Here is a 25018-nt window from a genome sequence, read left to right as displayed (position 1 = left end):
TGGCGCCGCCCCGCATCCCTATGGGGCTCCCATGAATGACAGGACTCCCATGACCACGACCCGAACCATCGCGCGCACCGTCGCGCTCGCCGCCGCCGTCATCGTCGCCGGCACGCTCTCAGGATGCAGCTTGATCGGCGATCTGCTGCCCGCGCCACAGCCCCAGCGCGACGAGACGACGCAGGAGATCACCGAGAGCGGCGACGCCGACGTGTTCACCCTCAAGGTCGGCGACTGCCTCGAGATGCAGGAGGGCGAGCAGGTCGAGACCGTGCCTGTCGTGCCCTGCGACCAGCCGCACACCGACGAGGTCTACCACGACTTCGAGATCGCCGACGGGGAGTTCCCGGGCGATGCCGCCGTGAACACCGCAGCAGAGGAGGGCTGCGTCGCCGCGTTCGAGCCGTTCGTCGGCCTGCCGTACGACTCGTCCGAGCTGTACGTGGCCTGGTATGTGCCCACGCAGGAGTCGTGGGAGGGCATCGACGACCGCATGGTGTCGTGCACCATCACCGACCCGAGCGGACCGGTCACGGGCACGCTCGAGGGCGCCGCGTACTGACGCGGCCACTTTCCAGTCACGACGAAGGCCGCCCCGAACGGGGCGGCCTTCGTCTGGCTCTCCGAGCGTGCGATGACGGCCGATGGTGGAGATGGGGGGAATTGAACCCCCGTCCATCGCTGCAATTCCGCGCCTTCTCCGGGCGCATCCTGTGAAGCGTTCTGCTCGGCCCCGACCCTTGCCACAGGCAGCCAGGTCGACGGGCCCAGCCTGAAGAAAGTCCCGTACGACGCTCAGGCGACGTCGTACAGCGAGTTCCCTAGATGACGCCAGCGACCGGGGCGGGAACAGACCCGGACTGACGGACTATCGGTCTCGCTTAGGCAGCGAGAGCGAAGTCGGACTGCTTCGTATTGGCAGTTATTGGTTCGCAGGGAGCGTTCACGAGATAACCCTGCATCCTCGGCCCGCTTCTCGCAGTCTCACAGGCGATGTCGAAACCGATCATCCCCATGTCGCGCCGTCCGATTCGCATCGGAGGGCGGGCCATCATCGCACGCTGTGGAGTTGCCAACACCGGGCGGCGATCCGTTGAACCGCCTCTTGCCCGGCCTTACAGTCTAGAACAGGCGACGCCGCTCCGCCATTCCCGAGCGGGCACCGACCACTCGAGGAGCCGCATGCCCACGATCATCGCCGTGACCGGTCGCGCCGAGGAACGCATCGAACCCGAGCTGGGCGCGGTCTCGCTCACCGTCGGCAGCTCCGGCGGCGACCGCGACTCGATCCTGCGCTCCGTCGGCGAGTCGCACGAGCGCCTGCTCGAGGAGGTCCGCGAGCTCGACGCGTCGGGCGCGCTCGAATCATGGTCGGCGGGCCAGTTGCGCGTCTGGTCGCATCGCCCATGGAACGCCGAGGGACGCCAGCTGCCGCTCGTGCACCAGGCGAACGCCGACGTCGAGGTGGTGTTCCGCGACCTCGGCGTGCTCGGCACGTGGGTCGGCTCGGTGTCCGGCACGCCGAACGTCGCGGTCGGCGGCATCGACTGGCGACTCACGGATGGCACGCGCGACCGCGTGCAGGAGGCGGCGCAACGCGGCGCCGTCGCCGATGCCGTTCGCAAGGCGGGTGTCTACGCCGAGGCACTCGGGCTGGGCTCGCCGGCGCCGGCCGAGCTCGCCGACCACGGAATGCTGTCGGAACAGCCCGCGCCCATGATGCACAAGGCCAACCTGGTGCGCGCGATGGCGGCGGACGCAGGCGGAGGTCCCACGCCGGAGTTCGCGCCGGCGAAGCTCGTGCTCGAGGCATCCGTCGACGCGCGCTTCACGGCGGAATGACGCCGCGAGCGCGACGTCTCAGCCCCGCTCGATGAGCCAGGTCTCGAGCGCTTCGAGCTCTTGCCGCTGCAGGCCCGATGCGAGGAGGTACTCGCGAGCCGAGCCGTGCTGACGCTCGACTTCGTCGAGCGCCGACTCGAGCGCCTCGCGCGGGCTCCCGCCCATGAGCGTCCGCAACGCCGGGGTGTCGGGCACGCCGTAGCGGCCGATGAGCGCGACCATCTCCTCGAGCCACTCGCCCGCGAGATGCGATTCGGTGAGGACGTAGTCGGCGATGACGGACTCGCGCTCGACGCCGGCGCCGAGCAGGGCCATCGCGACGACCATGCCCGTGCGGTCCTTGCCTGCCGTGCAGTGCACGACGACGGCGCGATCGCCGGCAGTCGGCAGCGCGCGCAGCGCGTCGACGAGGATCGGCGAATGGCGGGTCACGATGCGGTGGTAGAGGGCCTCGAGCGAGATGCCGCGTTCGCCCTGCGACGCACCCGACCCCTCGAAGACGGGCAGGCGGTGCACCTCGACGTCGAGCCCGTCCAGGTCGTCGGGCATGAGGCGCGCCTCATTGTCGTCGCGGAGGTCGATGATCATCCCCACGTCGAGCCGGCGCAGCGCGTCGCGGCCCTCGTCGCCCAGCCGGTGCAGGCCGTCGGAGCGGAACAGCGCACCCCGACGCACGACGCCGTCGCGGGCCGGCAGTCCGCCGACGTCGCGGAAGTTGTACGTGCCCGGCACGGGGATGCGCGTCGAGATCTCCACGGGCGGAGCCTACCCCGCGTGGCTGGGATCATTTCCGAGAAAGTACTTTCCCGAGTGGCAAGTACTTGCTATCCTCCTCCCATGGACCGAGACGACCGCCAGGACGCCGATGCCAACGCTCCGACCCCGGATGCCGCGACCGCGGCGGCGCACCTGCGCGAGGCCGCGGCGGCCGGCCGAACCGTCGCGGTGCAGGGTTCTGCGTCGGCCTCGGCGTGGCTCACCGGGCTCGCCGCGGCATCCGCCATGTACCTGTTCTCACTCGGCTGGTTCGAGCGTTCCGACGAAGGCCCCATACTCGCGCTCTCGCTCGCATTCGCCGCCGTGCTCGGCGTGCTCTCGATCGTCCACCTCCGGCGCCTGCGAGCCGCGAGCCTCGGGTTCTCGCGCCGGTTCGGCATGGCCGTCGGCGGTTGGGGCATCGCCTTCGCGGTCTCCCTCGCGCTCGGGCTGCTGCTGTACCCGGCCTCGCCCGTCTTCTTCGCGCTCGCCGCGATCGCCACCGCCGTCCCGCCGCTGCACGGTTCACTCCGCGAGCTGGTGGTCGTGCGTGGCTGAGCCGGCCCATCCTCGCCACCACCTCGACCCGCTGCTCCAGCGCCCGGTCCCGTTCTCGATCGCCGCGCTGCTGGCCGCTGCCGACGAGGCCGAGTTCGCGTTCGTGCGCGACTCGATCGAGCTCACCGACTCGGCGCTCAGCAAGCAGGCGGCCGCACTCGAGGCCGCCGGGTACGTGGCGATCCGCAAGGGGTTCGTCGGCAAGTTCCCGCGCACCTGGCTGTCGATGACGCCGCAGGGGCGGGCGGCGTTCGCCGCGCACCTCGACGCGCTGCGACGGATCGCCGGCTGAGTGGCGCGCCCTGGGGTGGCGCCCGCCGGGCCTACTCCCCCAGGTTCCGCCGGGAGGCGATGGCGCGATCGGCCTCGCGCTTGTCCTGGCGCTCGCGGAGCGCCTGGCGCTTGTCGTACTCGCGCTTGCCCTTCGCGACCGCGAGCTCGACCTTGGCCCGGCCGTCCTTGAAGTAGAGCGACAACGGGACGAGCGTGTACCCGCCCTCCTTCGTCTTGTGGCTGATCTTCACGATCTCCTGCTTGTGCATGAGCAGCTTGCGCTTGCGGCGCGGCGCGTGATTGTTCCACGTGCCCTCGGTGTACTCGGGGATGTGCACCGCATCGAGCCAGATCTCGCCGCCGTCGATGAACGCGTAGCCGTCGACGAGGGACGCCCGGCCCTGCCGGAGCGACTTCACCTCGGTGCCGGAGAGCACGATGCCGGCCTCGTAGGTGTCCTCGATCAGGTAGTCGTGGCGCGCCTTGCGGTTGGTCGCCACGACCTTCTCACCGCGTTCCCTGGCCACGACCTGCTCCTCGCTTCGAAATGACGGATGCCCCGGGGCATCCGGAAGCACAGCCTGTCAGTCTAGCGTCACACGCGCAGGTACCGGCGGATCGCGATGGCCGCGGAGACCGCCGCGAGCAGCACGCCCACCCCGACGAGCAGGGGCACGACGAGCAACGCGTCACCGAGGTCGACGAAGGTGAACGACAGCGTGTCGGTCAGGTAGCCCTGGACGAAGAACACCACGATCGCGACCACGGCGGCGCCGGCGAGCAAGGACCCGATGAGTCCCGCGAAGACGCCCTCGAGCACGAACGGCGTCTGGATGAAGCGGTTCGACGCCCCCACGAGCCGCATGATGCCGAGCTCCTTGCGTCGCGAGAAGGCCGAGAGCCGGATGGTCGTGGCGATGAGCAGCGCCGCCGCGACGAGCATGATCGCGGCGACCGCCACCGCAGTGTAGCTCGCGGTGTTGAGCACGTTGAAGATCTGGTCGAGGTAGCGGCGTTGGTCGACGACCTGCTCGACGCCTGCGAGGCCGGCGAGGCTCTCGGCGATGACGTCGGACTGCGAGGGGTCGACGAGGTTCACCCAGAACGTCTCGTTGAGCACGTCGGGGGTGACGTAGTCGGCGGCCGGCGTGCCCGCGAACTGGTCCTGGAAGTTCTCGTACGCCTGCTCGCGGTCCTCGAAGTAGTACTCGTCGATGAACGGATCGAGCGTGTCGCTGTTCAGCTGGGCCTCGACGGCCTCCTTCTGCTCGGGCGTCGCCTCACCCTCGACGCAGCCCTCGGCGGTCGACACCGCCGTGCAGAGGTACACCGCGACCTGGGCCCGGTCGTACCAGTAGCCGCGCATCTGCGCGATCTGCAGCTGCAGCAGCGCGGCGGTGCCCACGAAGGTGAGCGAGACGAACGTGACGAGCACCACAGAGATGACCATGGTGGCGTTGCGCCGCAGGCCGTTGGCCGCCTCGGCGAGCACGAGACCGAACCTCACTTGACCGGCCCCACTTCCTGGTCGTCATCGCCGGGGCGTGGCCCGGCGGGGCTGCGCAGGCCGAGTCGCTCGGCGAGCGTGAGGTTGGCGGACTTCTTGGCGCTCGCGGGCGGAGCCGGTCGTCCGGGCGGGCCGTCGGGCTCGGCGTCGTCCCTGCCCGCGGCGGGGATCCGCTCGACCGGCGCGGTCGCCGCCGCCGTGATCGCGGCGGCCTCGTCGGTCACCTCGTCGGTGGCCTCCGGCTCGACGTAGAGCGGCGGTGCGTCGCGCATGACCTCGGCGGTCACCTTCGGGGCGGCGCGCTTCGCCTTGGGGGCGGATGCCGCAGCCGCCGTCTCCTCCGAGCGCAGCGCGGCGACGACCGCGTCGGCGTCCTCGCCGGTGGCCGGGATCTCCGGCGAGGCCGAGTCGAATCCGGATGCGTCCTGCAGCACATCCTCGGCGGTCGCGGGTTTCGCCGTCGGCGCCTTCTTGGTGGTCCGACCGCGGCTCGGCTTCGCCGCCTTCGCCTCGGCCGGAGTCGCGTCGATCTCGGCGGCCTTCGTCGGCGCGCTCTCGGCGGCCTTCGCCGGCGCGCTCTCGGCGGTCTCGGTCGCGGCGGCCTTCGCCGTGTCGGGCTCGGCGGCCTCGGTCGCGGCGGCCTTCGCCGCGTCGGGCTCGGGGGCCTTGCTCTTGCGCGCCGCCGCAACCGCGGCAGCCGCGGCGGCCGCGGTCGCCGCCGTGCTGGCCGCGGCCGACTCACTCGCCGGCGTCGCGGGCGTCGCGGCGGCCGGCTCGACCGCGGGGGCGGGCGCCTCCGCCGGTGCCGCGGTCGCGCCCTTCCGCACCGCGCTCTTGCGGGCGGGCCTCCTGCCGCGCCCCTTCGTCGCGCCCGGTTCGCGCGTCGGCACGACCGATGCCGCGGCGGCCGCGGCATCCGTCGCTTCGATCTCGACGGCGATCGCCTCGGCCGAGATGCCGTAGCCCGCGCTGCGCTCGTCGCGCACGACCTCGCCCGCCGAGAGCTCGATGACGCGACGCTGCATCTGGTCGACGATGCCGGCCTCGTGCGTGGCCATGATCACCGTGGTGCCACCGGCGTTGATGCGCTCGAGCAGCGTCATGATGCCGGCGCTCGTCACGGGGTCGAGGTTGCCGGTCGGCTCGTCGGCGAGCAGGATCTGCGGCTTGTTGACGATCGCGCGGGCGATCGCCACGCGCTGCTGCTCACCGCCGGAGAGCTCGTGCGGCAGCCGCTTGCCCTTGCCGTCGAGTCCCACGAGCCGCAGGGTCTCGGGCACGGCGGTCTGGATGAAGCCGCGCGACTTGCCGATCACCCGCAGCGCGAACGCGACGTTGTCGAAGACGTTCTTGTTCGGCAGCAGCCGGAAATCCTGGAAGACGACGCCCAGGTTGCGCCGGAAGTACGGGACCTTGCGCGTCGAGATGCGCCGCAGGTCCTGGCCGAGCACGTGGATCTGGCCCGTGGTCGGCCGCTCCTCCTTCAGGATGAGCCTGAGGAAGCTCGACTTGCCCGATCCGGACGCGCCGACGAGGAACACGAACTCGCCGCGCAGGATCTCGACCGTGACATCGTCGAGGGCCGGCCTGCTCTGCCCGTGGTAGGTCATGGTGACGGAGTCGAAGCGGATCATCGCGTTCGAGCCTAGGCAGCATCGCTGCGAAATGGGGCAGCGACACCGGAAATCGTGCGGCCGTCACCGACCGTCTGATGACCCGGGCTCAGGCCGGCGTCTTCGCCAGCTCGGCGGCGACCTTCTCGGCCCACGCGTCGATCGCGTCCCAGTCGCGGAAGTCGCCGGTCGGGAGCGCATCGTTCTCGGGCATCCAGTGCAGCATCTTGTGCGGCCCGCGGAGCTTGTCGGGGTCGAGGGCACCGAAGAACACCATGGTGCCGCGCGGGTGCAGTTCGTCCTCGTACTCCTCGAACTGCTTGGGCCGCGCGCCGACGAGCACGTCGTTGCCGTCCTTGTCGACGCGCGCGGTGCCCAGTGGCCCGCTGCTGAAGAGCCAGGTCGGTCGCTGCTCCAGCAGTTCCCGGTTGCGCCGGACGAACTTCCGCGCCTCCTTGCGCCAGTTCGACATGTACGCCGCGCTGCCGATCACGAAGGCGTCGAAGCCCTCGGGATACTCGACGGCGTCGCAGCGCTCGACGTCGACCTCGTGTCCGGCGTCGCGAAGTCGATCGCCGATCCGATCCGCGATGCCCCTCGTCGCACCGTACTTGCTCGAGTACGCGACCAGCACGCGCATGACCCCCACCTCCGCTGTCGGCTCCGATCCGCCTACACCGCCGAACCCTACGCGCCTGCCTCCCGCGCGCTGAGAGCCGAAGGTCCCCTCCCCTCCCCCTGCCGGTGCCGACCCGAGGGGCGTAGGTTGGAGAAGGACCGACCGAGGCTGGGAGGCTTCGATGACCGTTCCGCTCATCGGCGTCGTCGCCGATCGCAAGTCCGCGAGCTCGGGGGCGTGGGTCGACATCCCCACCGACGCGCTCGCCCACGCCTACATCTCCGCGCTGCAGGAGGCCGGCGGTGCACCGCTCATGTTCCCGAGCCTCGACGTGCACCTGGCCGACCCCGACCGGCTCCTCGACCTCATCGACGGACTGTTCCTGCCGGGCGGTCGCGACATCGACGCCGAGCTGTACGCGAACGAGGCCCATCCGTCGAACGACCCGCCGCTGCGCATCCGCGACGAGCTCGAGTTCGCGCTCGTCCGTGGCGCCCGCGAGCGCGGCATGCCGATCCTCGGCGCGTGCCGCGGCATGCAGGTGATGAACGTGGCGCTCGGCGGCACGCTCGAGCAGCACATCGGCGACCGGCTCGACCTCACCCCGCATCGCGCGGTCGTCGGCGAGAAGACCGAGCACCCGGTCGCCATCCACGAGGGCACGCTGCTGCACAGCATCACGCACGACGACGAGTTCGACATCTCGTCGCATCACCACCAGGCCGTCGACCAGCTCGGTGAGGGGCTCGTCGCCTCGGCGAGCGCGCCCGACGGGCTCATCGAGGCGATCGAGACCACCGACGGCTCGTTCTGCCTCGGCGTCCAGTGGCACCCCGAGGAGCGGCTCGATCCCGAGGGCATCACGCTGATCAAGGCGTTCATCTCGGCGGCCCGAGCGCATGCCCGGGCGGAGGCGCCGGTCGAGGCGGTCGCGAAGGCGTCGTGATGCGGATGGCGCGGGGCCGCGCCATCCGTCAGCCGCCGGTTACTCGCCCGACTGCTGCTTCTGCTTGCGCCACTTGATGCCGGCGGCGATGAACCCGTCGAGGTCGCCGTCGAACACCTTCGACGGGGTGCCCTCTTCGTACTCCGTCCGCAGGTCCTTCACCATCTGGTAGGGCGCGAGTACATACGAGCGCATCTGGTCGCCCCAACTCGCGGTGATGTTGCCCGCGAGTTCCTTCTTCTGGGCGGCCTCCTGCTCCTTCTGCAGCAGGAGCAGGCGCGACTGGAGCACGCGCATGGCGGCCGCTCGGTTCTGGATCTGCGACTTCTCGTTCTGCATCGACACGACGATGCCGGTCGGGAGGTGCGTGATGCGCACGGCGGAGTCGGTCGTGTTGACGGACTGGCCGCCGGGGCCGCTGGAGCGGAAGACGTCGACGCGGATGTCGTTGTCGGGGATGTCGACCTCCTGCGCCTCCTCCATGAGCGGGATGACCTCGACTGCGGCGAAGCTCGTCTGCCGCTTGCCGGCCGCGCCGAACGGGCTCATGCGCACGAGGCGGTGCGTGCCGGCCTCGACCGACAGCGTGCCGAATGCGTACGGCGCGTCGATCTCGAAGGTGGCGGACTTGATGCCGGCCTCTTCGGCATAGCTCGTGTCCATGACCGTCGCGCCGTAGTCGTGCTTCTCGGCCCAGCGCAGGTACATGCGCATGAGCATCTCGGCGAAGTCGGCGGCATCCACGCCGCCGGCACCGGCGCGGATCGTGATGACCGCGGGCCGCGCGTCCCACTCGCCGTCGAGGAGCGTCTGCACCTCGAGGTCGCCGATCGTCTTCTCGAGCGAGGCGAGCTCGGCGCGCGCCTCGGCGGCCGACTCCTCGTCGTCGGCCTCCTGCGCGAGCTCGACGAGCACCTCGAGGTCGTCGAGGCGCTGCTCGATGCCGGTGATGCGCGTGAGCTCGGACTGGCGGTGGCTGAGGGCGCTCGTCACCTTCTGGGCCTGCTCGGGGTCGTCCCACAGGTCGGGGGCGCCGGCCTGGTCGCTGAGCTCGGCGATGTCGGCCTGGAGGGCGTCGACGTCGACGACGGCGCGGATGTCGCGGAAGGTGGTGCGCAGGGAGGCGATCTCCTGCGTGAGGTCAAGATCCAACATGGCGCCGTCCAGCCTAGTGGTGCGGCATGTGGGCGGGCTGCGTGCGGCACCTTCCGCGCGGGACCGCGGTGCGGCAGGCTCGTGCCGACGGGAGGCATGCGATGGAGGTCATGGACTGGCTGCTCGACGCAGATCCCGCGATCCGCTGGCAGGTGATGCGCGACCTGGGCGACGAGCCGGCCGAGGAGATCGCGGCCGAGCGTCGCCGGGTCGGCACCGAGGGGTGGGGTGCGCGGCTGCTCGCGCTGCAGGCCGACGACGGGCAGTGGGGTGGCGGCACGTACTCGCCGAAGTGGATCTCGACGACGTACACGCTCCTGCTCCTGCGGCTGCTCGGGCTCGATCCGGAATCACCCCAGGCGCGCGACGCCGTGCGTCGGGTACGGGACGGCGTGACGTGGAAGCGGAGCGGTGACGCGCCGTTCTTCGGCGGCCAGGCCGAGACGTGCATCAACGGGATGGTGCTCCAGCTGGCGTCGTACTTCGGCGAGACCGGCGACCTCGTCGAGGCGCTCATCGACGGGGTGCTCGGCCAGCAGCTCGACGACGGCGGATGGAACTGCGAGGCGCCGCTCCATTCCCACCGTTCATCGTTCAACACCACCATCCTCGTGCTCGAAGGCCTGCTCGAGCGCGAGCGCTCGATCGGCCCGGATGCGGTCATCGCCGCGGCACGCTCCCGGGGCGAGGAATACCTCCTCGAACGCCGGCTCTTCCGCTCGCGCTCGACGGGCGAGGTCATCCGGCCGGCGTGGACCCGGTTCTCGTTCCCGCCGCAGTGGCATTACGACGTCCTGCGCGGCCTCGAGTACTTCCGCTCGGCCGGCGGTGCTCCGGACGACCGGTGCGCCGAGGCGATCGACCTGGTGCGCCGCCGCCGACGCGACGACGGTCGGTGGCCGCTGCAGAACACGCACCACGCGCGCACGCACTTCGAGATGGAGGACGGCGACGGCAACCCGAGCCGCTGGAACACCCTCCGCGCATTGCGGGTGCTGCGCTGGTGGGATGGCGCACGGACTGCGCAGGCATAGCATCGAGAGGATGACCGGCACCGCGCACTCGTTCTCGTGGCGGTCGATCGTCCTCCCTGCGTACCTGCCGACGCTGCTGTTCTCGCTCGGCGAGGGCGCCATGATCCCGGTGATCCCGGTCGTCGCCACCGAGCGCGGCGCCTCCCTCGCGCTGGCGGGCCTCATCGCGGCGATGCTCATGGTCGGCGAGCTGCTCGGCGACCTGCCCGCCGGATGGCTCGTGGCGAGGATCGGCGAGCGAGCGGCGATGATCGGCGCGGCGGCGCTCGCGTCGGCCGGGACGCTCCTCGCCCTCCTGGTGCCGACCACCTGGGCGCTCGGCATCGGCGTGTTCCTGCTCGGCCTCGCGACCGCGGTGTTCGGCCTGGCGCGGCACGCGTTCCTGACGAGCTACGTGCCCGCCGCCGTTCGGGCGCGGGCGCTGTCGACGCTCGCGGGCGTGTTCCGCGCGGGTTGGGCGATCGGCCCGTTCACGGCGGCGGCGATCATCGCGTGGACGGGCTCGTCCGCGGCCGTGTTCTGGGTGCTCGTCGCGTCGTGCGCCGCGGTGGTCGTGGTGCTGCTCGTGCTGCCCGACCCCGAGAAGGTGTTCGGGGCCGCGCTGCGGGCGCGCGCGACATCCGTCACCCCCGTCGGCGGCGCCGATGGCAGCCCAGCGGATGGCGCTGGCGGCGTGTGGCACGCGATCGTCACGTACCGCGGCGTGCTGGCTCGCATCGGCACGGGCGTCGGCGTGTTGGCCGCGCTGCGCGCGAGTCGCACCGTGATCCTGCCTCTGTGGGCGGTCTCCATCGGTATGCGACCGGATGCCGCAGCGCTCGTGATCGGCATCGCCGCGACCATCGACTTCGCGCTCTTCTACGTCAGCGGCCACGTCATGGATCGCCATGGCCGGCTGTGGAGCGCCATCCCCGGACTCGTCGGCCTGTCAGTCGGGCACATCGTGCTCGCGTTCACGCACGACGTTCCCGCCGCCGTCGCCTGGTTCACGGGCGTGGCGATCCTGCTCGGCATCGCCAACGGGCTCTCGAGCGGCGTCATCCTCACGGTCGGCGCCGACCTCGCGCCGAAGGCGCACCCGGCACCGTTCCTGGGCGCCTACCGGACCATCGCCGACGCCGGACAGGCAGCCGCGCCGCTCGCCGTCGCCGCGGTAACGTCGGCGCTGTCGATCATGGTCGCGAGTGCTGCGATGGGCGTGATCGGCCTCGTCGGTGCGGCCATGCTGTGGCGGTGGATCCCGCGGTACGTGCCGCGCCAGCCGCGGCATCCGGCCCCTGATGACGCAGAGCGCGACGAGGGATGGACGCCCGCCGCCGACACCTGACGCCTTCCACATGCCGGCCGTCGATGCAAGCCCGTGGGCCCGGCGCCGCGGCGGCAGTACCGTCGAGCGTGACCCGAAGGATCGCCCGCGCATGAGTACGCCCTCCACGCTCGTCGCCGACCGGTACCGCCTGGTGAAGATGATCGGCGCCGGTGGGATGGGCGTGGTCTGGGAGGCGTGGGACGAACGCCTGCATCGCGCCGTCGCCCTGAAGATGTTGCGAACGCGGCCCGAGCTGACGGATGAGGAGCGGGAGGCCGCGACGAGGCGCGCCATGCGCGAGGCCCGCCTCAACGCCGGTCTGCATCATCCGCATGCCGTACCGGTCTTCGACGTCGTCGAGCACGAGGGCCAGCCGTGCATCGTGATGCAGCTCATCGATTCGACCCCGCTGTCGACGCTGCTGCGCGAGCACGGCACGTTCTCCCAGGCGGAGACCGCGCGCGTCGGCGCCGAGGTGGGTTCGGCGCTCGCGGCCGCGCATCACCGCCGCATCGTGCACCGGGACGTGAAGCCGGCGAACATCCTCATCCGCGAGGACGGCTCGGCGATGATCAGCGACTTCGGCGTCGCGTACGCGCTCGGCGACGCGAGCATCACGGCGACCGGACTGATGTTCGGCACGCCGGCGTACCTGGCGCCCGAGGTGGCGCGGGGCGAGGCGTCGACGTTCGCCTCCGACGTGTTCTCGCTCGGGTCCACGCTCTTCGCCATGCTCGAGGGTGCGCCGCCGTTCGGCACCGACGCCAACGCGATCGCGCTGCTGCACCGCGTGGCTCACGGCGACCTGCCGAAGCCGACCCGCGCCGGACCGCTCGAGCCGCTGCTGCTCGACATGCTCTCGCCCGAGGCGAAGCATCGGCCCGACATGAAGCACGTCGTGTCGGAGCTGACGGCCCTCGAGCTCGAGCCGGAGCCCGAGCCCGCGGTCGCAGCCGCAGACGAGACCGAGGCGGATGGTGCTGCGCCGACGCTCCCGCTCGCCGGCGCCGCCGCGGGCGCGGCTGCTGCTGCGGTGATCGGATCGGCCGCCGAATCGCCCACGCTTGCCCATGACGAGCCGACCGCCGCGACGGAGCGGCTCGACGAGCCACCCGCCGCCGCGGCGCAACCTACGGAACGGCTCACGGACACCGCTCCGGAAGCGACCGGACCGACCGGACCGACCGAGCGCCTCGACGCCACCGCACCCACGGAACGACTGGACGAACCCGCCGGAGAGCGCACGGGACCGACCGAGCGGGTGGCCGCGCCGCCGCTGTTCCCATGGATGGCCGAGCCGGCGCCCGTCGCCGAGTCCGCGCCCGTCGCTCAGCCTGCCGCGCAGCCAGAGGCGGACGCTCCGGCTCGACGACGACGCAGGGGCGCGCTGATCGGCGCGCTTGTCGCCGTCGCACTGCTCGCAGTCGGCGGCCTTCTGCTGTTCACGACGCTCCGACCCAACGACGGCACCGCCGCCGGACCGAGCGCTGAGCCGACCGCGCCGGTGACCGAAATACCGACGGCCACCACGGCCGCACCTGAGTCGTCGGAACCACCGGTCACCCAGCCGCCATCCGCGACGCCGCAGCCCACGCCGACCCCGGCGCCAGAGGCGCCGACCGGCGAGCAGCGCGCCATCCAGATGCTGGTGGACTACTACGCCCTGGTGCCGGGCGACCTCGATGCCGCCTGGCCGATGATGACCGACGACTACCAGGTGAACCACGTCGGAGGCCGCGACGCGTACGGCGCGTTCTGGAGCGAGGTGACCGACGTCGCGATCTCGGCTGTCACCGCATCGAGCCCGAACGATGCGCAGGCCACCCTCACCTACACGTTCGCCGACGGTCGCACCGTTCAGGAGGTGACCGCGTACCGCCTGGTCGACGAGGGCGGCGCGCTGAAGATCGCGGCGACCGAGGTGCTGAGCAGTACCGCCCTGTAACGCCGACTCGAGGCCTGCTCGGTTTTCCTTGACAAGCGCCGTCGGATCGCAGGAGAGTGTGGCGTAGGGTCCGCAGAGCGCCACGAAGCGCGGCGAGTACCAGTGCGCACAACGCCGTCGCATCCACCCCTGGCCGGAGTCGGACCGGTGGGAGTCGTGATGACTGGGAACCGCTTCACTCGGAACCGCCTCGTGCTCGGCGTCGCCGCGCTCGCCCTCGGACTCGCCACACTGAGTCCCATCGGCGCGAACGCCGCGGAGGACGACGAGGCGCTGGACATGTACACGGCCGATGTGACGGCGGCCGAGGCAGCGGACATCGCCGCGGCCGGGTTCGACGTCGTGAACAGCGAGGTCACCGAGGACGGCCTGAGCGTCGACCTCGTTCTGACCGCCTCGGAGGCGAAGGCACTGAACGGGCGCGGCCTGGACGTCAAGGTCAAGAAGAACAAGGACGGCAAGTCGGCGCGGCAGCTGGCGGCCGAGCAGGCCGAAGCCGGCTACACGGTGTGGAGGTCGTGGGACGAGCCGGGCGGCATCCGCGACGAGCTCTACCAGCTCGCCAAGAAGAACCCGCAGCTCGTGAAGCTCGTGGTGCTCGGTCACACGTACCAGGGTCGCGAGATCATCGCGGTCAAGCTGACCCAGGCCGCGAAGCCGACTCCCGACGGCTCGCGCCCGGCGGTGCTGTACAGCTCCACGCAGCACGCCCGCGAGTGGATCTCGACCGAGGTGAACCGCCGACTCCTGCACTACTACATCGACGGCTGGAAGTCGGGCAACCAGGAGGTCAAGAACCTCCTGAAGAACAACGAGCTGTGGTTCGTGCTCGTGGCCAACCCCGACGGGTATCAGTACACCTTCGACACCGAGCGGCTGTGGCGCAAGAACCTGCGCGACAACGACGGCGACGGTCAGATCACCCGGGCCGACGGCGTCGACCCGAACCGCAACTACCCGGCGCACTGGGGCTACGACGAGGAGGGGTCGTCGTCTCAGCCGAACAGCGACACCTACCGCGGACCTGCGAAGGGCTCCGAGCCCGAGACCCAGGCGATCATCTCGTTGTACGATCGCGTCGACTTCTCGTTCCAGGTCAACTGGCACTCGTTCGGGCAGTGGCTGCTGTACGCCGAGGGTTGGCAGACGGGCACGCCCACCGCTGACGACGCGATCTACTACGCGCTGTCGGGCAACCACGACGACCCGGCGATCCCCGACTTCGAGCCGGGGCTCTCGTCCGACGTGCTCTACGTGACGAACGGCGAGACGACCGACTACGCGCACGCCGAACGCGGGACGCTCGGCTGGACACCCGAGCTCGGGGAGGGCGACGATGAAGGCGGGTTCGTGTTTCCCGACGACGAGGACCAGGTGCAGGCGGAATTCGAGCGCACCCTGCCGTTCTCGCTCGACATCGCGAAGTCCGCGGCCAACCCCGTGGAGCCCGTGTCGCACCTCGGCCTGGAGACCAAGCCGTTCTACCTGAAGAGCGACGACACCTACAAGTACGGCCTGCCGCTGGCGAACTTCACGTTCGACTACTCGTACGGCGACCCGCAGGAGGTGCGCGTCATCGCCCGACGGAACCTGGGCGACGTGACGCTCAAGTACTCGATCAACGGCGGCGACCCGATCAGCGCGACGACCGAGGAGTGGACCGGCGGTGACCGCTACGGCGGCCAGACCGGTGTGCACTACGCGGTCATGCGCGGATTCGTCACCGGCACCGATCCCGGCGACGACGTCGAGGTCTGGTTCGAGGGCGGCGGCGAGGTGAGCGACTCGTTCACCTACGAGGCTGTCGGGGAGTCCACCGACGACGTGCTGATCGTGGCCGCCGAGGACTACACGGGCGCCTCGCCCGTGCAGGTCGGCGGGCCGAACTACCTGAGCTCCTACGAGCAGGCACTCGAGGCGAACGGCACGGGCTACGACGTGTACGACGTCGACGAGCGCGGTCGCATCGCGTCGGATGCGCTCGGCGTGCTCTCGCACTACGACGCGGTCATCTGGTACACGGGCGACGATATCGTCACCCGCGAGCCCGGGTGGGGCGCGGGGACCGCCTCTCGCCTGGCCATGGATCAGATCCTCGAGGTCCGCGACTTCCTCAACGAGGGCGGAAAGGTGCTGTACACGGGCCAGTACGCGGGGTTCCAATATTCGACGAACACGGCCCAGCTGTTCGATCCGACGGAGGCGAACGCGCAGTGCACGTCCGACGCGACGGTGGCAGCTCGCTGCCGGCTGCTCCGCGGATCGCCGCAGAGCGACGGGACGCACGACGTGCTGCAGTACTGGCTGGGGGCGTTCCTCGTGAACAGCGACGCGGGGACGAACGACGACGGCGACCTCCTCGACGTGCTCGGTGTGGACACACCGTTCGAGGGCAGCGAGGTCGGCTTCAACGGCGCCGACAGCGCCGAGAACCAACTGCATTCGGACTCGTTCATCACGACGAGCGGCATCCTCGATCCGGCGCTGTACCCGCAGTTCGAGAGCTGGGTCTCTGCGAAGTGGGACCGCGTGGGCGGGCCGTTCGAGCCGCACACCGGCGACTACTACGCCTACTCGCAGATCGCGGATGTCTCGTACAAGCGGATCACCCGCACGCTCGACGTTCCGGCCGGCGGCGCCCAGTTGTCGTTCTGGACGTCGTACAACACGGAGGAGAACTGGGACTTCCTCACGGTCGAGGCGCACACGCCGGGCCAGGACGATTGGACGACGTTGCCCGACCTGAACGGGAACACCACGCAGAACACCGGCGACAGCTGCCCCGAGGGGTGGAACGAACTGCACCCGCAGCTCGACTTCTACCAGACGCTCAACGAGGACGCGACCTGCGAGCCGACCGTCGAGGGCGGCGGTGCGTGGAACGCCGCCTCGGGCGACTCCGACGGCTGGCAGCAGTGGACGGTCGACCTCAGCGGCTACGCCGACGCCGGCCAGGTCGAGGTGTCGATCGCGTACATCAGCGACTGGGCCACCCAGGGTCTGGGCGTGTTCATCGACGATATCGAGGTGTCCACGGGCGAGGGCTCGACCTCGTTCGAGGGAGAGGACTCGAACGGCTGGGTGGTCTCCGGGGCTCCTCCGGGCAGCGCGCCGAACCCGAACGACTTCACCTTCACGACGGCGGCGGGCTTCCCCGAGGCCGCGGTGGTGGCGACGCCGCACTCGCTGTTCAGCGGCTTCGGCTTCGAGGGAATCACGGGTGCCGACGTTCGAGCCGACTGGATGGGTCGCGCGGTGGAGTACCTGCTCACCGATTAGGGGGACGGACTGGCCGACGTGCGCTCAGTGGAACACCGAGCGCGCGTCGGCCGACCTCGAGCGACGGCGCGCCCGCGCGCCTGAAACCCCACGGCGAGACGTCGCACCTGGCCGCCCGGAACAGCCATCCGCGACCTCTCGCGGCACGAAGCGAGCGGATGGCGGAGGGCGCTCAGCCAGGGATGGGCCACGAGCGGGCCGGCGTGGCCAGCGGGGTTTCAGTGGAACACCGAGCGCGCGTCGGCCGTGACCTCGAGGGGCACGGTTACCGGAAGGAACTCCGACGAGATGGGCGCATGCCACGTGGCTCGCAGCGTGACGGTCGCGCTCCGTCCGTCCGCGGAGTCGGCGCGCACGAGCTCGAGGTTCTGCAACGAGTGGACCGCGTCGCCGAGGTAGTCGGTCGCCGCGGCGCGGACCGAAGCGGTGTCGAGGTCGAACTCGAGCCGACCTTCCGCGACCCGGACCTCATCGAGGCGCCAGGACTCCGCAGCCGCGAGCGCTGCGCCGTCGGCGAGCGTGAAGAGCCGCTTGCGCTCCAGGTAGAGCGACGTCGCTGAGACGACCACGAGCACGAGTGCCAGGCCGAGTACGCCGTAGAAGATCGTGAGCAGCAGCGTCGAGCCGCGTTCGTCGGACCGCATCCGATTCATGACGCGCCCGCGAAGCGCGACACCGTGTGCGTCGCGCTCGACTCGAGCCGCACCGTACCGATCGAACTGGACGCCAGCGCCTGGGGCACGAGCGGAAGTGGAACGGCGACCCCCACACGCACCGTCACCCGGGAGCCCGGCTCATCGCACGGCGCAGAACAGGAGACATCGACTGACGCCGAGCCGTCATCCACGCCGTAGTCGGCCAGCACCACGCGAACCGTGCGCGCGACGTCACCAACCGGACCTGCGCCATCCGCCTGGTGCACCGCGACACGGGCCGCTTGCCGCGCCGCACCCTCGACGCCGAGCGCCGCCGCCTGGATCGAGGCCACGGCCAGCACCAGGTAGACGAGCGGCACAAGGAGGATCATGCCCACCGTCAGGAATTCGAGCGACGCGGAGCCGCGCTCCCCGGCGAGCAGGTCACTCGATCGTCTCGAGCGGCGCATGCCCGGTCACCTCCAATCCGCGCTCGGGTCCGAGCAGCCCGACGAGGGGGAGCATGGTGCGCACGGACACGGCGATGGCAGGGACGCCGCCGACCGACGTCGTGGACGCGCTGACGTCACCGGCGCACTCGGCGGAGATCGCGGCCCCGATGAGTGCGCGGGTGCGCTGGACGCCGGCGTCGACGGAAGACCCCGCGAGCGCCGCGTAGCGAGCGCCCTCGGCGGCCGCGTCGAGCACCGTGTTGCGAACGTGAAGCGCCAGCGCGAGTTGGACGACCGCGAGCAGGAGCGCCGTGAGGAGCACGCCGACGAGCACGAACTCGGCGACGGCCGACCCGGTCTCGTCGAGGAGTCGCGTCAGAACCCGGTCACGCGGCCGATCGCCTGGTCGAACACTCCGGACAGCGCCGGACCCGCGAGTCCCCAGATGACGATGACGAGTCCGGCCGTCATGAGCGTGATGAGCACCCAGCCCGGCACGTCCCCTCGCTCGTCGGCGAGGCGTCGGAGGATCCGGTTCGGCATGTGAGGTCCTTTCGATGGGGCGAAGTCGTCGCGGGCGCATCAGAATCCCGCCTGGAGTACGAGGTAGCCGGGGAAGAGTGCGAACGCGATGGTGACGGGAAGGATGAGGAAGATCAGCGGCACCAGCATCGCGATCTCCTTGCGACCGGCGAGCTCGATGATCGTGCGCTTGGATTCGGCGCGCGCATCGCCCGCCTGCGATCGGAGCACGTCGGCGAGCGGTGCACCACGATCGAGGGCGCCCAGAACTTGGTCGAGCGCCCTGCTGAGCGCGGCGTGCTCGAGGCCGTCGCGCAGCTCGGCGAGCGCGGTCGGCAGTGGAACTCCGGCGCCGACCGCGGCCACCACGCGGGCGAACTCGGTGGGGAGTTCCCCGGAACCGGTGCGCGCGACGCGGCGGAGCGCCTCGAGCATGCCCTCGCCGGCAGTCAGGCTCAGGGTGAGGAACTCGAGCATGGTCGGAAGCTCGGATGAGATCCGCGCGAGCCGTCGGCGCGCCGAGCGCTGCAGCAGCCAGTCGCGTGTCACCGCGCCGGCGACCGCGGCGACTGCGGGCACGGCGGCCCGCACCACCGGCGGCATGGCGACGAAGGATGGCGCGAACAACGCGAGTGCGGCGCCGAGCGCGAACGCGAGCCCGGCCCACGCGAGCTGCTCGCCGCGGAACCGCTCGACCGTGGCATCCACCCCGGCTTGGCGGAGACGGCGTGCGACCGTCTCATTGCCCCCGAGCAGGCCGTTGAGCCCGCTGCGGAGTCCTCGCAGCATCGGCATGATCAGCATGCCGAGGACCGAGCCGGGGTCGGCGTCGGGGCGCGACCGCATCGCGCGCGCCTCGGCGGAGAAGTCCGTGATGTACGGCGCGACGCGGTCGACCAGCCGGGCGCGGCCGAGCCGCGGCGTGGAGGCGATGACGAGCCATGCACCGAGCCCCAGCACCGCGCCGAGAGCGATGGCGATCGCGGGGATCGCGCTCAGGTGAACCATCGGCGCTCCTCGGGCAGGCGTCCGAGGCCCAGCATCAGCCGGTAGGCGATGATCGTGACCGCCACGCCGGCGAGGATGAGCACGGTTCCTGCGGACGAGTCGTACGCCGCCAGGGTTTCGGGGCGGCTGGCGAGCACGAGCAGGAGCAGCCACGGAGCTGCCACTCCGAGGCGAGCGGCGTTGCGGATCCACGACTGCCGGGCGACCACCTCGGCGCGCAGGCCGGCATCTTCCCGCAGGTAGGTCGAGAGGCCTCGCAGCACCGATGTGACGTCCGTGCCCCCGACCTCTCGCGCCATGCGGAGCGTCTCGAGGATCCGGTCGGCGACCGGGTCGGCCAGCCGCGCCTTGAGCGAGTCGACCGCTGAGCCGAAATCCCCCGTGCGTCGGAACTCGTCGTCGAAGCCGGCGAACGCCGACCGCGTCGCCGCCGGGCCGAGCTCGGCGAGTGCGCCGATGCTGTCGGGCAGCGACATCCCAGCACGCACGGAGGCGACCAGGTGGTCGACGACGTCGGGCCAGATGGCGCGGTTGGCCGCCCTTCGACGGTTGGCTCGGGACCTGATCACGAATGCGACCACGAGGCCGCCGAGCGCACCTGCGACCGCGGTGAGCACCGGTACGGCGAAGATCGCCTGGGCGAGCGCCGCAGCGACGACGGCGAGGATGATCGCGACGACGACGATGGCCGTGAGGGGCACGCCGGGGATGCCGGCGAGGGCGAGCTCGTCGGCGACGACGGATCGGCGCGGAGGTCGCGGCGATTCTCCGGGTCGCCTCGGCCACATCCAGGTCGATCCGACGAGCAGCAGGCCGACGCCGAGCGTCGCACCGAGCAGTATGCTCACGCCGCCGCTCCCAGCACGATCGCCGGGTCCAAGCCCGCGGCGTTGAACTTCTCGAGGCGAGCCGGGTGCGAACCCGTCGCCGCGAGTTCCCCGCGGTCGAAACCGAAGAGTCGGTCGACCGTGACGGCACCGCCGACGACCTCCCCGGTCGGCGCGGCGATCTCGACGACGCGTCGGTGCCCGTCACGGTCGATGGCGAGGTGCACGACGATGTCGATGCAGCTCGCCACGGTAGGCACCACGAACGCCGAGTCGATGTTGCGACCCGCGAGCAGCGGGAGGGTGCACAGCTTCGCGAGCGCATCGCGTGCCGAGTTCGCATGGATCGTGCACATTCCGGGCACTCCCGAGTTCAGCGCGATGAGGAGGTCGAGACTCTCGGCCTCGCGCACCTCGCCGACGACGAGCCGATCCGGTCGCATCCGGAGCGCCTCCTTGATCAGGCGCCGCAGGGTGATCTCACCCGTGCCCTCGAGGTTGGGTTGCCGGCATTGCATCGACACGAGATCGCGCACGTCGAGGTCGAGCTCGAACGTCTCCTCGACCGTCACGACGCGGTCGGACGTGCGGGCACTCGACATCAGCGCGTTCAGCATCGTGGTCTTGCCCGTGTGCGTCGCCCCTGAGACCAGGATGTTCGCTCCGGCGAGCACGCTCATGCGGAGGAACTCGGACGCCTGCCGGCTCATCGACCCCAGGTCGACCAGCTGCCCCAGCGACCGGATGCGTTGCTGGAACTTCCGCACGTTCACGGCCCAGTGCGACCGCGTGACATCCGGGATGGCGACATGGAGCCGCGACCCGTCGGGCAGGGACGCATCGACGAACGGCGACGACAGGTCGACCCTGCGGCCCGAGTGCTGCAGCATCCGCTCGACGAGGTCGCGCACCTCGCGGTCGGACAGCACGAGCGTGGTCAGTTCGGGCACGCCGGCGCGCGCGACGAAGACCCTCGTCGGCGAGTTGATCCAGATCTCCTCGACCGTCGGGTCGTCGAAGAACGGCTGCAGCGGGCCGTACCCGGTGATGGATGCCACGACCTCGCGCGTCGTGCCGGGCTCGTCGCCGAGCGGGGCGTGCGCGCCGGCGAGCGCGCGCTCGGAGTAGCGACGGACCTCCTCGACGGCGTAGCGCGCGGCGAGCGCATCGTCGCGGGCGAGGTCGACGCCCTCTCGGAGCACCCGACCGCGCACCCGCTCGGCGATGGTGCGCACGGGGTCGGACATGCGCTCCATCTTGGCGATGCGCGCCGATCAGGGTCGGAACTTATCCACACCCGGCGGGCATCACTGCGAGTGATCGCCCACGAGCTCTGTGAATGCCGGCTCGTCGCGGATGGGATCGAGGTCGGAGTCGGTCTGCGCGTGGCCGCGGAACTCCTCCGACATCTCGATGGCCTGCCGGAGGTGGCGCAGCGCCGCCTCGGGCCGGCCGGTCTGCGCCTCGCAGCAGGCGAGGTTGAAGAACAGCAGCGGATACTGCGGGCTGGCGTCCACCGCGACCTCGAGGCGGTCGGCGACCGCCGCGAAGTCCCCCGCCTCGTACAGCGGCACGAGCGGAGCCCAGAGCTCCCACCCGCGGGCGTCGTACGCCTTCCCGGGGGTGCCCTCCACGAGGAGGATCGTCGTCCCGTCCTCCGCGGCGGTGGCCGATCGCGGCGTGCGGGGCGCCGCGGAGACGAAGGTGCCCGCGGGTGCGTCGACCCGTTCGCCGTCGAGCTCGAAGACGGCGTGGCCGCGCAGCACGAGGAAGAGCTCCTCATCGGCGGTGGGGTCGCCCTCGTCGTGGAAGTTGATGATCGTATCGCCCGCCTTGCGGGCGGTCCAGGCGGTCGCTCCGAACGCGCTGATGCCGAGGTGGTGCCGGATGGGCCGGTAGAAGCTCCCGGCGTCCTCCAACTCCTCGATCTCGTCGAGCCTCGCGACCTGATAGGCGGCCACGCCGCACCTCCTGAGTTGGGAACCGGGTCAGACCCCGTCGGCCGGGCGCGGCGGCGGTGGCGCGGCGCTCGCGTCGGCGTGGGGCTGCTCCTGGGCGGGCTTCTTCGGCACGATCCGAAGCTCCGGAGCGCGCGACACGAGCAGCCATGCCGGAAGGATGATCACGCACAGCCACGGCAGCAGGGCGATGTCGCCCGAGACGGCGGCGGCCATGAACAGCGAGATCCAGCCGTCGCGCGTCGCGACGAGCAGCATGCCGATGAGGCCGCACGCCACCGCGAGGCCGAGCGGGAAGCCGGGGATCACAGCGGCCGCGAACATCCCGATCGCGACTCCGATGAACGTCGCCGGGAAGACGCGTCCGCCGCGGAAGGCGGCACTCGCAGCGACGACGAGCGCGGCGATCTTGACGAACGTGATGAGCACGAGATCGCCCGCCGAGTACGCATCAGGGTTCTCGAGCATCTCGCCCATCTGCTCGAGCCCCTTGAACAGCGTGATCGGGCCGCCGAGCAGGCCGAGCAGGCCCAGCACGAAGCCGCCGAGCGTGGCGATCAGGATGGGGCTGCGCAGCGCGTGGAAGGCGCGGTGCACGATGGGCAGCGCCACCACCGCGATGAGTCCGAGCAGCACGGCGACGCACGCGACGAGGATGCCGACGAGCATGTCGAGCGGGTCGACCGTGCTCGGCGGCACGTCGAACACGAGCGGCGGCTGTCCGAGCACGTGCATGGTCGCGGCGCCGGCAGCCGCCGACCCGAGCGGGAGGAACAGCTTGTCCCACAGGGCCCCGCCGCCACGTACCGCGGCGAGCGCACCCGTGAACAGCAGCGCCGCACCGACGGGCGTGCCGAACAGCGCGCCGATCGTGCCCGACGCGGCCATCAACATGGCCAGGCGCGGCGGCACCGCCGGCATGAAGCGGGCGAGCAGCGCGACCGCGAGCGAGACGTTGATCAGGATGATCGGGTTCTCGGGGCCGAGGCTGACGCCACCCGCGAGGCCCAGCACGGTGACGATCGCCATGCTCGGCAGCACGCGCAGCTTCACCGGCGGTTCGAAGAGCTCGGTCGTGGCCGAGTCGGGCCCGCCGTGGCCCGGGATGAACTGCAGTCCCAGCCCCACGAGCAAGCCGGTCGTCGTGAGGACGACGACGATCCACCATCCGCTCGGATCGATGCCGAGCCCCTCGGGCAGCGTGGTCCAGACGTAGTCCTCGATCACGCCCGCGATCGCCTCGAGGCCCCAGAGCATGAGCGCGGTGATGATGCCGATGATGAGCGCCGGCACCGCGAGGAGGGCGAGCTGGCGTGGCGTGGGCGCGGGAAGTTCGGCCTGGTCGGTCCGAGCGTCGGTCATGACCACCTCCTGGCGGGAGAGGTGCGCCATGCTGCGGCGTCGTCGCCGCCCGTCCCCCACCCCACACACTAGGGCGTGAGCGGGTCGACGCGCGCGAGGAAATCCGCTAGATCGTGGCAAGGATGCGGCCCACGCCGAGCACCACGCCCGCGATGCCGAGCAGCAGCAGCCAGATGCGAGCCCGCCCGAGCTCGGGCGCGGCCATCTCGGCGAGCGCGAGAGCCGCAAGCGAGACCGGCACCGTGAACCAGATGCCCGTCACCCACAGGACCACGGAGAGCCCCGCGAGGACGAGCACGGCGGTCTTCACGGCATCGGGCCACTCTCCGTCGGTGCGGCGATGCAGATCCAGTTCGGGGCGGGTCATGGTGTCTCCGCCTTCGACGCTAGGCGGCGCCGGATGTCTCGGGGACGGGCTTGACAGCGCGGGCGCAGCTCCCCCGGCCTCAGTCCAGTTCGGCGAGCTCGTCCTCCGCGTCCTCGACGCCGACCTCGGCGCGGTCGTTCGCGTCGGTCGCGGACTCGTGCTCCCGCCGCGCGGTCCGAGCCTCGCGATCGGCGTCACCCAACTCATCGCGCAACTCGTCCAGGCGCCGCTCGAGCTCGTCGCGCTCCTCGCGCAAGGACTCCAGCCGGCGGGTCGCCGCCTCGAGCCGCTCGGTCGCGGCGTCGAGCGTGCCGCGCGTCTCGTCGGCGTGCTCGCGCGCCTCGCGCAGTGCGGCCTCGGCGCGGTCGCGCGCCGCACGACGCTCGGCCGCGGCATCCGCCTCGGCCTCCTCGTCGCCCTTCGCCGTGCCCTTCGCCGCGTTCTTCTCGACCCCCGGCTCGCCCGTCGTGGGCGCACCGGCTCGCTTCGGCCGTGCTCGCGGCGGTGCAGCGGATGCCTCGCCCGCGACGGCCCCGTCGAGGTCGACGTCGGACCCCACGGCCTGGAGGGCCCGCACGAGCCGCCCCGTCCGCACCACCACGCCGGCGTCCTCGGACACGGTCGCGGCCACGAGCGTCCGCTCGACCTCGTCGAGCACGGCACGCGACGGCGACCGGTCCGCGGCATCCGCCACTTCGACCGCGGCGCGCAGCAGGTCGCCCACGATCTCGCGCCGCTCGGCCACGAGCGCAGTCATCGCGCGACCGTCGCCCGACGCCTGCGCGTCGGCGAGCTCGCCCCCGAGGCCCGCCAGGTCGGCCACCCGGTCGGCGTGCTCGCGCGCGAGCCGGTTCACGATCCAAGCCGACGGCGAGGGCCGCTTGAGCGCGGCGATGCGCTTCGCGAGCGCCGGGTCGCCCGGCTTCGCCTCGGCGGCCCGCGCGTTCCGCGCAGCCGTGAACTCCTCTGGCACGAGCGCGTAGAGCGCATCGGCGGCCTCGGTGAGCGCATCGGTCGTCGCCATGACCCCATCATGGCGCGACCGCCCCAC

At 71.1% G+C, this 25018-nt stretch carries 26 protein-coding genes and 1 other RNA gene; 9 read left to right on the top strand and 18 right to left on the bottom strand.

Features of this window, described 5'->3' with window-relative positions; all coding sequences use genetic code 11:
- The first annotated feature begins 49 nt into the window (after nucleotides 1-49).
- Nucleotides 50-562 (top strand): septum formation family protein, encoded by a 513-nt coding sequence (locus BLT99_RS03705; protein ID WP_157674929.1) that lies wholly within the window; start codon nucleotides 50-52, stop codon nucleotides 560-562.
- 83 nt (nucleotides 563-645) lie between these two features.
- Here BLT99_RS03705 and ssrA read toward each other — a convergent pair.
- Nucleotides 646-1014, bottom strand: a transfer-messenger RNA (tmRNA) gene (ssrA, locus tag BLT99_RS03700).
- A gap of 168 nt (nucleotides 1015-1182) precedes the next feature.
- Between ssrA and BLT99_RS03695 the strand changes: the two genes are divergently transcribed.
- Nucleotides 1183-1842 (top strand): SIMPL domain-containing protein, encoded by a 660-nt coding sequence (locus BLT99_RS03695; protein WP_157674928.1) that lies wholly within the window; start codon nucleotides 1183-1185, stop codon nucleotides 1840-1842.
- 18 nt (nucleotides 1843-1860) lie between these two features.
- Here BLT99_RS03695 and BLT99_RS03690 read toward each other — a convergent pair whose 3' ends face one another.
- Entirely contained in the window at nucleotides 1861-2598 is a 738-nt protein-coding gene (locus BLT99_RS03690) for a tyrosine-protein phosphatase (RefSeq protein WP_092669395.1), read from the bottom strand.
- Between the two features lie 81 nt (nucleotides 2599-2679).
- Here BLT99_RS03690 and BLT99_RS17965 point away from each other — a divergent pair, with 81 nt between their 5' ends.
- Both BLT99_RS17965 and BLT99_RS17960 read left to right on the top strand, forming a co-directional pair.
- Complete coding sequence (locus tag BLT99_RS17965; protein ID WP_229724685.1) at nucleotides 2680-3156, top strand: hypothetical protein; 477 nt, start codon at nucleotides 2680-2682, stop codon at nucleotides 3154-3156.
- The gene (locus BLT99_RS17960) at nucleotides 3149-3448 is read left to right on the top strand and encodes a winged helix-turn-helix domain-containing protein (protein WP_229724687.1); all 300 of its coding nucleotides are present in this window, start codon (nucleotides 3149-3151) and stop codon (nucleotides 3446-3448) included. Before BLT99_RS17965 ends, BLT99_RS17960 begins: the two co-directional genes overlap by 8 nt.
- 31 nt (nucleotides 3449-3479) lie before the next feature.
- On the opposite strand, the gene smpB is transcribed toward BLT99_RS17960, so the two are convergent.
- From smpB to BLT99_RS03665, 4 genes are all read right to left on the bottom strand, one after another.
- Complete coding sequence (smpB, locus tag BLT99_RS03680; RefSeq protein WP_092669393.1) at nucleotides 3480-3956, bottom strand: SsrA-binding protein SmpB; 477 nt, start codon at nucleotides 3954-3956, stop codon at nucleotides 3480-3482.
- A gap of 68 nt (nucleotides 3957-4024) precedes the next feature.
- Nucleotides 4025-4936, bottom strand: coding sequence for a permease-like cell division protein FtsX (ftsX, locus tag BLT99_RS03675; protein WP_092669392.1), 912 nt, complete (start codon nucleotides 4934-4936; stop codon nucleotides 4025-4027).
- Complete coding sequence (gene ftsE / locus BLT99_RS18225; RefSeq protein ID WP_092669391.1) at nucleotides 4933-6570, bottom strand: cell division ATP-binding protein FtsE; 1638 nt, start codon at nucleotides 6568-6570, stop codon at nucleotides 4933-4935. The genes ftsX and ftsE overlap by 4 nt, the downstream gene beginning before the upstream one ends.
- Nucleotides 6571-6658: 88 nt before the next feature.
- The gene (locus BLT99_RS03665) at nucleotides 6659-7189 is read right to left on the bottom strand and encodes a flavodoxin domain-containing protein (protein WP_092669390.1); all 531 of its coding nucleotides are present in this window, start codon (nucleotides 7187-7189) and stop codon (nucleotides 6659-6661) included.
- Between the two features lie 160 nt (nucleotides 7190-7349).
- On the opposite strand from BLT99_RS03665, the gene BLT99_RS03660 reads away from it, so the two are divergent.
- A complete protein-coding gene (locus BLT99_RS03660) occupies nucleotides 7350-8114 on the top strand; it encodes a gamma-glutamyl-gamma-aminobutyrate hydrolase family protein (protein ID WP_092669389.1) in 765 nt (254 codons plus the stop codon).
- A gap of 39 nt (nucleotides 8115-8153) precedes the next feature.
- On the opposite strand, the gene prfB is transcribed toward BLT99_RS03660, so the two are convergent.
- Entirely contained in the window at nucleotides 8154-9269 is a 1116-nt protein-coding gene (gene prfB / locus BLT99_RS03655; protein ID WP_092669388.1) for a peptide chain release factor 2, read from the bottom strand.
- A gap of 110 nt (nucleotides 9270-9379) precedes the next feature.
- Here prfB and BLT99_RS03650 point away from each other — a divergent pair, with 110 nt between their 5' ends.
- From BLT99_RS03650 to BLT99_RS03635, 4 genes are all read left to right on the top strand, one after another.
- Nucleotides 9380-10303: a hypothetical protein gene (locus BLT99_RS03650; RefSeq protein ID WP_308209003.1), complete on the top strand. Its 924-nt coding sequence runs from the start codon at nucleotides 9380-9382 to the stop codon at nucleotides 10301-10303.
- A gap of 10 nt (nucleotides 10304-10313) precedes the next feature.
- Complete coding sequence (locus BLT99_RS03645) at nucleotides 10314-11630, top strand: MFS transporter (protein ID WP_092669386.1); 1317 nt, start codon at nucleotides 10314-10316, stop codon at nucleotides 11628-11630.
- 91 nt (nucleotides 11631-11721) lie between these two features.
- Entirely contained in the window at nucleotides 11722-13557 is a 1836-nt protein-coding gene (locus BLT99_RS03640; RefSeq protein WP_157674927.1) for a serine/threonine-protein kinase, read from the top strand.
- 159 nt (nucleotides 13558-13716) lie between these two features.
- Nucleotides 13717-16836, top strand: coding sequence for a M14 family metallopeptidase (locus BLT99_RS03635; RefSeq protein WP_133988557.1), 3120 nt, complete (start codon nucleotides 13717-13719; stop codon nucleotides 16834-16836).
- A 218-nt stretch (nucleotides 16837-17054) separates the two neighbouring features.
- Here the strand turns inward: BLT99_RS03635 and BLT99_RS03630 are convergent, their stop codons facing one another.
- From BLT99_RS03630 to BLT99_RS03585, 11 genes are all read right to left on the bottom strand, one after another.
- Nucleotides 17055-17480 carry a pilus assembly protein TadG-related protein gene (locus BLT99_RS03630; protein ID WP_229724690.1) on the bottom strand — a complete coding sequence of 142 codons (426 nt, stop codon included), beginning with the start codon at nucleotides 17478-17480 and terminating at the stop codon, nucleotides 17055-17057.
- A gap of 5 nt (nucleotides 17481-17485) precedes the next feature.
- Nucleotides 17486-17869, bottom strand: a complete 384-nt coding sequence (locus tag BLT99_RS03625; RefSeq protein ID WP_157674926.1) for a hypothetical protein — start codon at nucleotides 17867-17869, stop codon at nucleotides 17486-17488.
- A 46-nt stretch (nucleotides 17870-17915) separates the two neighbouring features.
- Nucleotides 17916-18302 carry a TadE/TadG family type IV pilus assembly protein gene (locus BLT99_RS03620; protein WP_092675568.1) on the bottom strand — a complete coding sequence of 129 codons (387 nt, stop codon included), beginning with the start codon at nucleotides 18300-18302 and terminating at the stop codon, nucleotides 17916-17918.
- Nucleotides 18299-18466: a hypothetical protein gene (locus BLT99_RS17755; RefSeq protein WP_166670928.1), complete on the bottom strand. Its 168-nt coding sequence runs from the start codon at nucleotides 18464-18466 to the stop codon at nucleotides 18299-18301. Before BLT99_RS17755 ends, BLT99_RS03620 begins: the two co-directional genes overlap by 4 nt.
- Nucleotides 18467-18505: 39 nt before the next feature.
- A complete protein-coding gene (locus tag BLT99_RS03615) occupies nucleotides 18506-19453 on the bottom strand; it encodes a type II secretion system F family protein (RefSeq protein ID WP_229724694.1) in 948 nt (315 codons plus the stop codon).
- Nucleotides 19441-20301 carry a type II secretion system F family protein gene (locus tag BLT99_RS03610; RefSeq protein WP_092669367.1) on the bottom strand — a complete coding sequence of 287 codons (861 nt, stop codon included), beginning with the start codon at nucleotides 20299-20301 and terminating at the stop codon, nucleotides 19441-19443. Before BLT99_RS03610 ends, BLT99_RS03615 begins: the two co-directional genes overlap by 13 nt.
- Nucleotides 20298-21527, bottom strand: coding sequence for a CpaF family protein (locus tag BLT99_RS03605; protein ID WP_172802957.1), 1230 nt, complete (start codon nucleotides 21525-21527; stop codon nucleotides 20298-20300). The genes BLT99_RS03610 and BLT99_RS03605 overlap by 4 nt, the downstream gene beginning before the upstream one ends.
- A 60-nt stretch (nucleotides 21528-21587) precedes the next feature.
- A complete protein-coding gene (locus BLT99_RS03600; RefSeq protein ID WP_092669356.1) occupies nucleotides 21588-22241 on the bottom strand; it encodes a cupin domain-containing protein in 654 nt (217 codons plus the stop codon).
- Nucleotides 22242-22268: 27 nt separating this feature from the next.
- Nucleotides 22269-23600, bottom strand: a complete 1332-nt coding sequence (locus BLT99_RS03595; protein ID WP_092669355.1) for an ion channel protein — start codon at nucleotides 23598-23600, stop codon at nucleotides 22269-22271.
- A 106-nt stretch (nucleotides 23601-23706) separates the two neighbouring features.
- Nucleotides 23707-23967 carry a hypothetical protein gene (locus BLT99_RS03590; RefSeq protein WP_092669354.1) on the bottom strand — a complete coding sequence of 87 codons (261 nt, stop codon included), beginning with the start codon at nucleotides 23965-23967 and terminating at the stop codon, nucleotides 23707-23709.
- Between the two features lie 79 nt (nucleotides 23968-24046).
- The gene (locus tag BLT99_RS03585; RefSeq protein ID WP_092669353.1) at nucleotides 24047-24991 is read right to left on the bottom strand and encodes a hypothetical protein; all 945 of its coding nucleotides are present in this window, start codon (nucleotides 24989-24991) and stop codon (nucleotides 24047-24049) included.
- Between the last annotated feature and the right edge of the window lie 27 nt (nucleotides 24992-25018).

It is taken from the genome of Agromyces flavus (genome assembly GCF_900104685.1).
GTDB lineage: Bacteria > Actinomycetota > Actinomycetes > Actinomycetales > Microbacteriaceae > Agromyces > Agromyces flavus.
The sequence above is the reverse complement of the archived record's forward strand: the minus strand, read 5'-3'. Positions and strand labels throughout refer to the sequence as shown.